The organism is Spirochaetae bacterium HGW-Spirochaetae-1 (assembly GCA_002839375.1).
GTDB lineage: Bacteria > Spirochaetota > UBA4802 > UBA4802 > UBA5550 > PGXY01.
On sequence record PGXY01000004.1, the window covers coordinates 78084 to 89803 of the forward strand.

Consider the following 11720-nt stretch of genomic DNA (forward strand, 5'->3'; position numbering starts at 1 on the left):
GTCATCCTCCGAATTTTTCTTTAGTCAGCTTGAAGCATTCCGCTGCCACATTAAGAGTCTTCTTTATATCATCATCGGTAATGGCGGCGCACACGAACCAGTTGTGGTGCGGGTGAAAGAAAATCCCCCGGCGTGCCGCTTCGCCGCAGAAATACCGGTTTTTTTCATGGGGGGCATCATTGTCGAAGTTCATATATGGCATGGCCGGCGGACCGGAAAGCGTCACGGTTATCTTCTCCGATGCTGCGGCTTCGGCAAGCCCCTGCATGAGTTTTTTCCCCATGGCGTCGATCTTTTCAATGGCTCCGCTTGCACGGTTCTCCTCAATGGCTGCCAGGGCCGCGGCAAAGGGAACGCCGGAAAAGTAGTGTGTGCCGGTGAAAAAGACCTTCCCTGCCGCCTCCATAAGCTCGCGCTTCCCCATTGCCACTGCTATGGGATAGCCGTTCGCCATGGCCTTGCCAAAGCACTGGAGATCGGCATTATAACCGTACCATTTTGCGCTGCCAGCCAGGTGCAGCCTGAAACCGCACCGGACATCATCAATGATGATGCAGAAACCCTCACTCTTCGCCAGGGAATTGACTGATTCAACAAACTCTTTCGTCGGCAGGGCCTGATCGATGAAGGCGTCATGGCGGTGGGGCGTCAGCATGATACAGGCGATCTTGCCCCTGTTCGCTTCGACCACTCGCTGCAGGTCCGCCGGGTCATTATAGTTAAAATAATGGATGTGGGTCTTCCACTCGTCGGGAATGCCGGCTCCATGTGGCTGGCACCAGAAGTGCGAACCGTGATATGAACCTCTTGCCATGATAACATCCCATTTTCCCGTAAATACCCGGGCCGCGGTAAGAGCATACGAGGTGACATCGGAGCCGTTCTTCCCGAACACGCACCAGTCGCCGTTATGGACGGTTTCGGTCATCTTTTTTGCCAGGGGAACCCAGAGGTCGCTGGGAAGAGTGAAGCAGTCGGCATTTTTCATCTGCTCCACGACCGCCTCCTCCACCCGGGGATTTTTGAGACCCAGGAGATTGGTGCCGAAGGAGCACATGTAATCAATATATTCATTGCCGTCCACGTCCCATACACGGCACCCTTCGCCGCGCTTCAGGAAGGCCGGGTATGACCCGAAGGTGAGAAACCGCGGTGTCCGGGGCCCGTAGATGCCGCCGGGAACATATTTTTGTGCTTCCTCAAAAAACTCATAGGATTTCGTAAATTCATACAGCTTCATGAATGGTTCCTCCTGCAAATATGGCTGATTTAAAAAAGGTTATCCCATCATCAGGATCCTTTTTCAAATTAACCGTGGAGGTATTTTATTGGCAGATAGATACGGACAGGCAAGCCTTTTTTATAGTGAAAGGTATTTTCCTCTTCCTGATATTTTCAAATTTGAAAATATCAGGAAGACACTTTGGGAGACACAACACCTCTGCACCTTAAATCCTGAAAAGCGCCGCCCTGCTCAGCCTGACGTTTGGCGAATCGATGAGAACCATTCCGCATGATCTGGCAATTTCGACTTCTTCGAGAAATGATTTCTCCGGTACATGGATTTTCGGTTCAACCAGGAAATATAATGAATCCGGTTTCATGACGGCCTTGATCTGATTCAAAAATGTCTTCTTATCAGGCACTTCATGAAGCATCCAGAACGTAAGAGCAAAATCAGCCGTTTCTTTCACAGATATACCCGAAGAATCATTGTGAACGGGAAAAACAATCTTTTCCAGATTGGTGCCTCTGATCTTTTTTATAAGAGCGTCAATCGCTTTCTTCTGGATATCCACGGCGATCACTCTTCCTTTATCGCCCACAAGCCCTGCCAGACCAAAAGTAAAAAATCCGGGCCCGCACCCGATATCAAGCGCCGTCTGCCCCTCTTCGACATATCCCCTGAAAAGTTTTTCCGGGTCATGCACTCTCTTCCTGAGATACGTATTGAGCGAAAAATAAAGCCACGATGGGCACACATGTTCTTCCATCAAAAGCGTTTTCCTTAGTTTCCCCATGATAATCCCCCACCAGCTATTATTTAGTTATTATAAACTAACTTTTATTATAATACTTATAGTCCCCGGTTAACATCTCCTACATTGAACTGATACTCTTCGCACTTTTTGAAACGACCGTATTCAATATCTCCACAAGGGTGTCGAGATCCTTCCTGCCGAGATTGCTGGAAAATATTTCCGCAATATTCAGATGTGTCCTTTCATGCATTGCAACAAGTTCATACCCTTTTTTTGTCAGGTGTATATGAGCGGTCCTGCGGTCTTCATCGGATGTAACACGCTCAACGTAGTTCTGGGCCGTAAATTTTTCTATGATCGCAGTCACGGAAGGCTTGCTCAGGGACAGTTCCCGCGCCAGTTCACTGAAGTTGGGGTGTCCGAGCCTGTTTATCACCTCCAGATATGCAAGCTGCCTGGCAGTGAGCCCGGCGTCACCAAGAGACTTGATGAACTGCACCTCAATGTCCCCGATGATAGCGGTAATCATCTCGATCAATTCAACGAGCGTGTATTTATTTTGTTTATTGCTCATAATTAGTTAGTTCTTATAAACTAATAATATAACTTGACCTTATTATTGTCAATAAAAAATTTAAATTTACTGATTATTTGGTAATTCATAGCCCATAGTATCCTTGGAGTACCTACTCTATACAATAGCCTGATCGAGTTAGTTTAATAAATTAAACATTTTCATCCGGGACATTATTATTGGGAAAAATAGTATTGATTAAATAAACATTAGAAGTTTTATTTCTATATGCTTAACGTATCTGAAATATGTAAAAGCTTTCCTCGTAAAAAGGGGATGGTTCTATCTGAGGTTTCTTTTTCTATTAATAGAGGGGAAGCAGTCGCATTGGTCGGGGAAAATGGTGCGGGGAAAACAACACTGATCAGGATTTTATCGCTCATTTTAAAGCCTGACAAAGGATTTATCTCGCTCAACAATAAAAAATTTACAGAAGACCCTGCATACATTAAAAGTAAAACCGGTACTTTGTTTTCCGGCGATGGATCCCTTTATGACCGTTTGAGTGCAAGAGAAAATATTTTATATTATGCGCAGTTAAACGGAGTAAATAAGGCTGAATATAATAGGATGCTGGAAATACTTACTGATGAACTCTCCATTTCGGATTTTTTAGACGATAGGGTTTCAACATTTTCCAGAGGGATGAAACAGAGGACTGCAATTGTTCGTACACTGATCACCGATCCGGATTTCATCATCCTTGATGAACCGTCAACCGGTCTTGATATCATTGCAAGCGATTCTGTCAAAAAAATCATTACAAGACTTAAAAACAGCGGGAAAACAGTGTTATTCGCAAGTCACAGCATTGATGAAATTTTCAGCTGTGCCGACAGGATTATTATTATACATAAAGGTAAAATTAACTGTGATAGAACGACTGAGTCTTTTCAGTCTGAACAGGGGAAAGATCTGACTTTATACATTAAATAGTAATATGAAACTCATAATAATTATTAAAAAGGAACTTCTTGATCAGATACGCGACAAACGCACACTAGTCGCCTCAATTCTTATGCCTGCTCTTATTGTTCCCCTTCTTCTTTTTTTTACATCACAAAGTACATCGGATGAAGAATTAAAAGGACCTGTCAGAATAATTATCCAGAGCAGCGAGAACCAGATAAAAAGCATCATTAATCAATCATTCAAGGATATTCAATTTTTAGATCCTGACTCGAGCGCACATGCAATCATTAATGGCAAAGCTGATCTGCAGATAAATAGCGTAAAATCAGGCGACAGATACAAGTCTCTGACTATTTATTATGATTCAGCCAGGAGGGGGTCATTACTCTCGTACATAAAGATACATACTTTCCTCAAATCATATTTTGACAGATCAGGATCGCCGATACAGGATATGCAAATAACATCTATAACCATCCGAAATGAAGCGGAAAATAAAACTCTTATTACCCTTTCATTAATAGTGCCGATTTTTCTTATGGTGTTCGCAGCATCATCAACAATGTCAGCTGTTACTGATATGAGTTCAGGAGAAAAGGAACGTTCAACGATTGAAACCCTTTTAACCTGCAATGTATCTCACACAACAATCATCCTTGGAAAAATATTTGCAGCGTTTATAATTGGCTTCACATCGATTATATCTTTACTGTGTGGGTTAATTACATGTTCTCATGTCTATCCTCAGATTACCGGGGGAATATCATTATTAAAATTTTGCGGTCTAACAAACATTGTTTTAATGCTGATAATGACATCACTGGCTGTAATTCTTTTTTCTACAGTAGGAATGGTTATAGGGCTATACGCAAAATCCGCAAAAGAAGGAACCATTCTGACCCTCCCGGTGATCGTCATAAGTTCTGCTTTATCAAGCGGGCTTATAGCCAGCGATCCCTTTATGATTAACAGGTTATATCTTCTGATACCTGTTTTAAATTTTTCATTTTTAATACGGGCAGCGATTTACAACCATTATAACGGATTATTTATAATGATTTCTGTTTTCGTTAATCTTGCTTATGCTTTTATATTTTTAATTATCAGCAACTATTTATTAAAAAAGGAAACCGTTATCTTTAGAAGTTGACAATGCTTCAATATAGCGATATATTCATTTTATCTAAAATAATTTAAAAGAGGTTTATTATATGTGGTATGGGTTGATAGGTCTTCTGGTTATTATAATTCTGGTTGTTGTTATAATTAGATTAGTTTAATAATCACTTTCTATAGCATATTGAAAGTGAGAATAGCAGCAGATGCGATGATTTGATTCACTTTGTGAGACTACCAATAATAAATGGGTGGTCCATCCTGTCAGTCTATACAAGCTTTCTGCATTAAACTTCCTGCCGTCAATAAACAATTAATGCTAATTAAAAGATTATTTTAGATTCTATCTGGTTAAAAAATCTGACAAATGGGCTGGGGGATATATGCTTATCATTATAGTCAAAGGCGATATGATTATTTTGATGAAACACGGAACAGCGTGATACTCATGGAGAACTCAGAGTATGACGCTGTTCAATGCTGGACTGTACAGACTTTAAAATCGGTTATTTTTTAAAAATACTCTTCACCGACTCAAGAAGATCGGGCGGCAGCAGAATAAATTTACTGTTAGCTGAATCTCCCAGTTTTACGAGACCTTTCACATACTCCTGTCCCAGGAGATACGTCAGAGGGTCACCGTTGCTGGACTTTAAGGACTCTGCAACGAGTTTAATGGCATTGGCCTCGGCCAATGCCAGCCTCTCCCGTGCCTCGGCATCTCTCTCGGCCGATTCTTTCCGCGCCTCGGCAGCGAGTATCTGCGCCCGCTTGACGCCTTCCGCTTCACGCTCGGCCGCTTCCTTCTTTGCTTCAGCTTCCAGGATACGAGCCCTTTTCTCCCGCTCGGCCTTCATCTGGAGCGTCATGGCATTAACGATATCATCGGGTGGCTGTATATCCTTTATCTCTACCCGCGTGATTTTTGTTCCCCATGCGTCCGTCGCTTCATCCAGGGTAATGAGAAGATCGGCATTGATTTTTTCCCGCGAGGAAAGGGATTCATCCAGTGTCATTCTCCCCAGGATTGAGCGGATGTTTGTCTGAGCCAGGTTCTGTATCGCGTAGTGCAGGTTCTGTATGCCGTAATAGGCCTTGTAAGTATCCATTATTTTAAAATAAACTATACCGTCCACTTCCAGGGAGGCATTGTCGCTGGTTATCGTTCCCTGCTTGGGAAGATCAAGGACACTCTCCCGTATGTCGATTTTTGTGGCAACACGCGAGAAAATAGGGTTGATAAGATTAAGTCCCGGGTTGAGCGTAGAGGCATATTTACCGAACCTCTCCACTATCCAGTTTTCCGCCTGGGGAACGATACGAACCCCTTTCATTATCAGAAAAAGAACAAAAAAGCCGATTGCGATTGAAAAATACAGCATACTATCCTCCATTATTTTAAAGATGTTTTTACAATAAGTTTGATACCATTGGCGTCGGTAACCGTTATCTCTTCTCCGGGCTCAATAATTTCTCCCGATTCGGCCTGCCATTTTTTTATTCCGTGATACACCGTATACAGTTCAACCTCTCCGGGTATTCCCGGAGCTATTTTCACCGTTACCTTCCCCCGGAGATTCATCAGTGTCGCATCGCGGGAAATATCGACCACGTCGCTCTGAAATTTCTTTCTCAGAAATACCTGCCAGACTCCTAAAAGCACCAGGGAAGATAAAAAGAAAAATATCCACTGCCATTCCGCGCTGTTTGCGGGAATTATTCCGATAAAAATAAAAAGGGCGGTGAGCACCCCTCCTGCTCCGAACCAGAATATTATGAATCCCGGCATAAATATTTCGCATGCCATGATTATTATGCCGATGGCGAGCCATACAATGGGTGAAAAAGTCATATAAATAACTCTCCCTTATTTTGTTAGTAAAGTCCAATAATGGTGCCGGTTAAAACTAATTGCAACAAAAAAACCACGGTGAATAATCAAGCAATACATCCCGGGTGTTACGGTATTCCCTGTGTTTTTATTCCGCTTACCGCAGTAAGAATACCTAAAATTATATAAATGCCTCCGATAATATACGGCTGTATCTTTGAAACCCTGGCATTCGAGAAAATGCGGCTGTATCCTGAACCGGCTAACATTACATATGAACTGTCAGTGCATAAAGCCAGTGATATAAAAAGAAACCCCAGGAGCGCGAATTGTAAAGAAAGTGATCCGCGGGACGTATCTACAAACTGCGGCAGAAAAGCCAGAAAGAATAATGCCGTTTTCGGATTAAATACGTTTACGATGATGCCCTGAAAAAACATGCCTCGGTTTGTTTTCAGATTTTGCGATGGACCCGATGCTCCGGCATCCTTATAAAAAAATATTTTCCTGATTCCCAATAACAGTAAATATCCGGCGCCGATGTATTTAATAATGGCAAAAGCAATGGGCGATGAAGCGATTAACACAGAAAGGCCCAGCGAAGCCAGAATAACATGCGTCAGACCTCCAACAGCTATGCCGAGAGCCGATATAAAACCGGCGCGTCTGCCTTTATCCAGACTGCAGGTGACGATATATATAACGGCAGGTCCGGGCGTCAGCAGTATAACCAGTGAGGCCGCAAAAAATATTCCGAGATTCGAATAATCAGGCATAATAAATTCTATTGCTTTTATCCTGGTGAATGAAAATAATTCCCCGGCCCGGCAGGTGGCGCCGAGCCCGGGGTTTTCCGCCTTTCTGATCCATAATTTATTCCAGTTTAGCCGAGGCGATAATTTTTTCGTAATCCTGTTTCAGCTTGCCAAATTCAGCGGTCATTGCACCGCAGGTTAACGAATGAGCACGACCATCACTAAAGACATAAAGCATGATATAAGACATTTTCATGCCGAAGACATCACCTGAATATTCAAACCGCCGAGCCTCATGCCCGCTTATGGTAAGACTGGAAGTGGGACCGAACTTACAATTCTTAAAAGACTTCTGAAGAGCTGACTTTGCAAATTCTACAAAGGCATCGGGAGTATTGGCATTGCCCGGCATGTATTCGGGTTTTATTGTATAGGTTCCCGTTCCTTTCATCATCACATTGGGATTTGTCGTATTGGGAGTCCATCCAGCCGGGGCAACCACCGTCAGCTTATTGGCAGGAGTGATACCGGTATTCCGGACCTGGTTATTTTCAGTCTTTGAGTCGATTGGATTTTTTTCATTAGAACAGGCAATAAAGAAAGTACACAATGCCAGTGTAGCAACAACGATTAATAAACTTTTCCGCATGATTGATCTCCTTACATAGTATGATAGATTTTTCCTTCACCCGGATCTGCTCCATGAGACAAAAGGCGTCTTACGTAAAGATGCTTCAGGTAAATGTATTGTTGAAACAGTAACTACAGGGTCCGGGAAGGCAAGGCATTTATAATTTTCACCGACAGGAAAATATAAATTTTATCAATTACAAGCATCCCCACCCCCGTGAAATAGGCTTGAAATCATTGATCGTTCTCACTATCGTGGATTATCGATACGGGAATACACAGGGACAAAAAATATGAGCACCATACTGACTGAAATCCGTCGTGAGCTGAAACAGAACAGCGATGAAGCCGTAAAAGCATCGGGCCGAAAATTCTTCAAGGAACAGATAAAACCGTACGGCGTCAAAACGGCCGTTGTAAAAATAATCGCGAAAAAATATTTCAAAGCAATCAAAGATACTGGCAAGGCAAATATTTTTGATCTCTGCGAAAAATTATGGCAGTCGGGATACATGGAAGAATCATTCATTGCCTCCGAATGGTCGTATTATCTCCGGAAGGATTATGAACCGGAAGATTTTACCGTGTTTCAAAAATGGGTTGATACGCATATCAGCAATTGGGCATCATGCGACACGTTTTGCAATCATACCATGGGAGCCTTTGTGGAGATGTATCCTCAATTCCTGGAAAACCTGAAGACCTGGTCCTGGTCGTCGAACCGCTGGACGCGCCGCGCCTCGGCCGTATCCCTTATTCTTCCTGCGAAAAGAGGCCTTTATTTAAAAGAAATTCTGGAAATCGCTGATATTCTGCTGACAGACCCCGATGATCTGGTTCAGAAAGGATATGGCTGGATGCTCAAGGCGGCAAGCCATGCGCACCGGATGGAAATTTTTGATTACGTGATGAAAAAAAAGAATATCATGCCCAGAACGGCCCTGAGGTACGCCATTGAAAAAATGCCACGTGAATTAAAAATGAAAGCAATGGAAAAATAGCATGATAGGTTCCGGCAGCACCTTCATTTCCATTTTCCCCGTCATACTGGCCCTTCTGGCGGCCGCCCTCTTCGGCATGGCTGCCCCGGCAAGCAAACAGCTCCTCCATACACTCAATCCCTTTTCACTGGCCGGGCTCCTGTATCTGGGGGCTTCCGCAGGGCTCTTTCCCATCCTGATCGCCAGAGGTGAATTCAGACGTCTCCCCGGCATGGACAGGGGAAATCTTAAAAAACTCACGGGGGCAGTTGTGCTAGGCGGCATCGCCGGTCCGATCCTTCTCCTCTTTGGTCTACAGAACGCGGCGGCCTCATCTGTTTCGCTATGGCTGAACATGGAACTGGTGGCCACGGCCGTTCTCGGAACATTTTTTTTCAGGGACCACCTGGGAAAGATTGGCTGGGCCGGTGTGCTTACTGCGCTGGCATCCAGCATCATACTGACCATTCATGAAGGTCCCTCGGGGATCATTCCCGCCGCACTCACAGGCCTGGCATGCCTGTGCTGGGGATTCGACAATCATTTCACGGCCCTTATCGACGGAATATCGGCAGTGCAGAGTACCTTCATCAAGGGTTTATTCGCAGGCGCAGTGAATACCGCCATCGGCCATTTTCTCCCCGGTCCGGCTCCCGCGGGAGAAATGATTCTCTATTCGCTTCTTCTGGGAGGGCTTTCCTATGGCTTGAGCATTGTCCTCTACATCATGTCGGCACAGAAACTGGGAGCGACAAGGAGCCAGGTTATCTTCTCCAGTGCCCCGTTCTTCGGCGTCACTTTTTCCGTCGTATTCCTCTCCGAATCGATTTCACCCGTGCAGACCGTATCCATTATCCTCTTCATCACTGCTATTTCCCTGCTCATCCTGGAGCACCATGAGCACCGCCATGAGCATCATGAAACAGAACATACCCATATACATCGCCACGACGATCTCCATCACGGACACAGCCACGAAGAGGATGTATCGTATCATGAACACAGCCACCGGCATGATGTCACGACGCACTCCCATCCACACTGGCCCGACCTGCACCACCGGCATATTCATAAAGACTGACCCGGTAAAGAAAGAAAATTTCGCATGATACCATTTCTCAGGAAGGAGTTAAAAGTTTCAGTTATCTTATAGGCACCTCTAAAAATATGGTTTTTCATTAACAATAGATTAAAAATACCCTATTTCCCCAATGTTTGTGCGTACAAAGGAGCATCCAAAACTCAATTTTTTAGAGATGTCCTTATAAAGATTTTTCTCTGTTCCTGGCGGCTTCTTCGATATTTCTGTAGGGATGCACCCCTCTTTTACAGTCAGGGGGATTAAGTCTGAAGGTTATCTGAAACAAACCGGCTACTCTCCGGTAATAGTCGCTGTCAGGACTAAAGTTCCAGAGAGCTCTCTCGGCCTCTTCAAAGGATTTGAATTTATAAACCGGCATTATTTTTCTCTTCCTCTTTTAATAGTCCCATAAGGAAAGCAGCATCGGATTTGTCCACGGGTCTCACTGTATCTTTCTTCATTCTATATAAAGATTCAACAGTCGCAATCTTTACAGTGTGTCCCTCAATATTCTTTATATTAAACCTGATATCACTATACTTGAACATATCTCCGATACGGATTATTATATCTATATTAAATCCATCGGGAGAACCATATCGTACAACAGGATAATTTTCAAGCATATCTGCAGATATTTCTTCAATGCTGTCATCATCAAAAAGCGAACTTAAAACCTTTTTAAGCTTTTCAATATTATCATAGGAAGGTTTGAGAAATATATCGATGTCCTGTGTAACTCTCGGGAGTCCGTATAATACCACGGCAAAGCCGCCAATCAGGATATATTCAACTCCTTCCTTTTCAAGTGCGTCAAAAATTTCAATGAATTTATTAAACATATCCATAGAAGGAAAAGATATTCAACAAATTGCCGGATGTCAAGAACTTATGGTTCTTTTCCGGAGGCTTATTGACCGATGATTTGAAGCCCTGACTCATTCAGAAACCGCTTCAATTCCCTGTTCACTTCTTCAGTTTTTTCCACGGGAGACATGTGCCCGGCTGCCGGAATTTCAACATAAACGGCATTCTCTATATGCTCTGCCAGATACCGGCCGTATTTCACCGGTGAAAGCCGGTCATCTTCAGCGGTGAGGACCAGAACCGGCACCTTGATCTCATGCAGGCGGTCCATAACATCAAAGTTATCACAGGCGGTGAAGTCCCCCAGTACGACCTCGGGACTGCATGTTTTTGCATCATCAATGATGTCCTTAAGCAGGGCCGTATCGGTTTTCGGTGACGCGGCAACTGAGGCCAGGGAAGCCGTGTATCCCTCATAATTGTTCCTGACAGCATCAAAAATGGCGGGCAGGACCCTGAGACGCGCCCCGGTATTAACAAGAATTCCCGCCCTGTACCTGGAGGGTGAATCAAGAAGCATACGCAGCACAACAGCACCTCCCATGCTAAGCCCGCAGGGAACAGGGCCGGGGATATCAGCCTCATCTATCAACTTCTCCACGGCCGAAGCGTACCCGGTTATGGTATTCATGCCCAGGCCCGCACTTTTCCCATGACCGGGAAGATCAAGCGCCACGGTATTGATCTCTTCTGCGAGACCTTCCACCTGCCCTTTCCATAAAAGACGTGAGTTCCCCGAACCATGGATAAAAATAACCGTGTTTCTTCCCGCATCGAGAGGCCAGTTTCCGGTTATAAAATGAATCCCTCCGATTGTATGTTCAGTCATGTCGATCTCCTTGTAATAATGTTGTCCATCACCATGACTCATCCCCGGGGAGTTGACAAGTTTTTTATTGATATTCCCGTGTCCCAAAGGAAGATACTGTCTTGATCCTTAATTAAGATCGGAATATTTTCTTGACAGAACCGCAAAAACAGTTCTTAATATT

The 11720-nt window shown here is 44.1% G+C and carries 14 protein-coding genes; 4 read left to right on the forward strand and 10 right to left on the reverse strand.

Going from position 1 to position 11720, the window contains the following annotated elements; all coding sequences use genetic code 11:
* Position 1: 1 nt before the first annotated feature.
* The 3 genes from CVV44_08200 to CVV44_08210 form a co-directional block, all read right to left on the reverse strand.
* Entirely contained in the window at positions 2-1240 is a 1239-nt protein-coding gene (locus CVV44_08200; GenBank protein ID PKL38840.1) for a glutamate-1-semialdehyde 2,1-aminomutase, read from the reverse strand.
* 208 nt (positions 1241-1448) lie between these two features.
* On the reverse strand, positions 1449-2021 hold the full coding sequence (locus CVV44_08205; GenBank protein ID PKL38841.1) for an SAM-dependent methyltransferase: 573 nt from the start codon (positions 2019-2021) through the stop codon (positions 1449-1451).
* Between the two features lie 79 nt (positions 2022-2100).
* A complete protein-coding gene (locus CVV44_08210; GenBank protein ID PKL38842.1) occupies positions 2101-2556 on the reverse strand; it encodes a hypothetical protein in 456 nt (151 codons plus the stop codon).
* 228 nt (positions 2557-2784) lie between these two features.
* Between CVV44_08210 and CVV44_08215 the strand changes: the two genes are divergently transcribed.
* Both CVV44_08215 and CVV44_08220 read left to right on the forward strand, forming a co-directional pair.
* Positions 2785-3492 (forward strand): ABC transporter, encoded by a 708-nt coding sequence (locus CVV44_08215; GenBank protein ID PKL38843.1) that lies wholly within the window; start codon positions 2785-2787, stop codon positions 3490-3492.
* A 4-nt stretch (positions 3493-3496) separates the two neighbouring features.
* The gene (locus CVV44_08220) at positions 3497-4618 is read left to right on the forward strand and encodes a hypothetical protein (protein ID PKL38844.1); all 1122 of its coding nucleotides are present in this window, start codon (positions 3497-3499) and stop codon (positions 4616-4618) included.
* Positions 4619-5090: 472 nt separating this feature from the next.
* On the opposite strand, the gene CVV44_08225 is transcribed toward CVV44_08220, so the two are convergent.
* The 4 genes from CVV44_08225 to CVV44_08240 all read right to left on the reverse strand — a co-directional run bounded on the left by CVV44_08225 (position 5091) and on the right by CVV44_08240 (position 7819).
* Positions 5091-5978, reverse strand: a complete 888-nt coding sequence (locus CVV44_08225) for a paraslipin (GenBank protein PKL38845.1) — start codon at positions 5976-5978, stop codon at positions 5091-5093.
* A complete protein-coding gene (locus CVV44_08230) occupies positions 5978-6436 on the reverse strand; it encodes a hypothetical protein (protein ID PKL38846.1) in 459 nt (152 codons plus the stop codon). Before CVV44_08230 ends, CVV44_08225 begins: the two co-directional genes overlap by 1 nt.
* Before the next feature lie 107 nt (positions 6437-6543).
* The gene (locus CVV44_08235) at positions 6544-7191 is read right to left on the reverse strand and encodes a RhtB family transporter (GenBank protein ID PKL38847.1); all 648 of its coding nucleotides are present in this window, start codon (positions 7189-7191) and stop codon (positions 6544-6546) included.
* A gap of 97 nt (positions 7192-7288) precedes the next feature.
* Positions 7289-7819 (reverse strand): hypothetical protein, encoded by a 531-nt coding sequence (locus CVV44_08240; GenBank protein PKL38848.1) that lies wholly within the window; start codon positions 7817-7819, stop codon positions 7289-7291.
* Positions 7820-8093: 274 nt separating this feature from the next.
* Between CVV44_08240 and CVV44_08245 the strand changes: the two genes are divergently transcribed.
* Both CVV44_08245 and CVV44_08250 read left to right on the forward strand, forming a co-directional pair.
* Positions 8094-8801, forward strand: a complete 708-nt coding sequence (locus tag CVV44_08245) for a DNA alkylation repair protein (GenBank protein ID PKL38849.1) — start codon at positions 8094-8096, stop codon at positions 8799-8801.
* A 1-nt stretch (position 8802) separates the two neighbouring features.
* Positions 8803-9861 carry an EamA family transporter gene (locus CVV44_08250; protein PKL38850.1) on the forward strand — a complete coding sequence of 353 codons (1059 nt, stop codon included), beginning with the start codon at positions 8803-8805 and terminating at the stop codon, positions 9859-9861.
* A 181-nt stretch (positions 9862-10042) separates the two neighbouring features.
* Here the strand turns inward: CVV44_08250 and CVV44_08255 are convergent, their stop codons facing one another.
* The 3 genes from CVV44_08255 to CVV44_08265 form a co-directional block, all read right to left on the reverse strand.
* Positions 10043-10240, reverse strand: coding sequence for a hypothetical protein (locus CVV44_08255; GenBank protein ID PKL38851.1), 198 nt, complete (start codon positions 10238-10240; stop codon positions 10043-10045).
* The gene (locus CVV44_08260; GenBank protein PKL38852.1) at positions 10227-10709 is read right to left on the reverse strand and encodes a hypothetical protein; all 483 of its coding nucleotides are present in this window, start codon (positions 10707-10709) and stop codon (positions 10227-10229) included. Before CVV44_08260 ends, CVV44_08255 begins: the two co-directional genes overlap by 14 nt.
* A gap of 62 nt (positions 10710-10771) precedes the next feature.
* On the reverse strand, positions 10772-11644 hold the full coding sequence (locus CVV44_08265; GenBank protein ID PKL38853.1) for a hypothetical protein: 873 nt from the start codon (positions 11642-11644) through the stop codon (positions 10772-10774).
* Between the last annotated feature and the right edge of the window lie 76 nt (positions 11645-11720).

Coding starts and splice junctions, on each gene's coding strand:
- CVV44_08200 (PKL38840.1), bottom strand. CDS start 1,240: ATGAAGCTGTATGAATTTACGAAATCCTATGAGTTTTTTGAGGAAGCA.
- CVV44_08205 (PKL38841.1), bottom strand. CDS start 2,021: ATGGGGAAACTAAGGAAAACGCTTTTGATGGAAGAACATGTGTGCCCA.
- CVV44_08210 (PKL38842.1), bottom strand. CDS start 2,556: ATGAGCAATAAACAAAATAAATACACGCTCGTTGAATTGATCGAGATG.
- CVV44_08215 (PKL38843.1), top strand. CDS start 2,785: ATGCTTAACGTATCTGAAATATGTAAAAGCTTTCCTCGTAAAAAGGGG.
- CVV44_08220 (PKL38844.1), top strand. CDS start 3,497: ATGAAACTCATAATAATTATTAAAAAGGAACTTCTTGATCAGATACGC.
- CVV44_08225 (PKL38845.1), bottom strand. CDS start 5,978: ATGGAGGATAGTATGCTGTATTTTTCAATCGCAATCGGCTTTTTTGTT.
- CVV44_08230 (PKL38846.1), bottom strand. CDS start 6,436: ATGACTTTTTCACCCATTGTATGGCTCGCCATCGGCATAATAATCATG.
- CVV44_08235 (PKL38847.1), bottom strand. CDS start 7,191: ATGCCTGATTATTCGAATCTCGGAATATTTTTTGCGGCCTCACTGGTT.
- CVV44_08240 (PKL38848.1), bottom strand. CDS start 7,819: ATGCGGAAAAGTTTATTAATCGTTGTTGCTACACTGGCATTGTGTACT.
- CVV44_08245 (PKL38849.1), top strand. CDS start 8,094: ATGAGCACCATACTGACTGAAATCCGTCGTGAGCTGAAACAGAACAGC.
- CVV44_08250 (PKL38850.1), top strand. CDS start 8,803: ATGATAGGTTCCGGCAGCACCTTCATTTCCATTTTCCCCGTCATACTG.
- CVV44_08255 (PKL38851.1), bottom strand. CDS start 10,240: ATGCCGGTTTATAAATTCAAATCCTTTGAAGAGGCCGAGAGAGCTCTC.
- CVV44_08260 (PKL38852.1), bottom strand. CDS start 10,709: ATGGATATGTTTAATAAATTCATTGAAATTTTTGACGCACTTGAAAAG.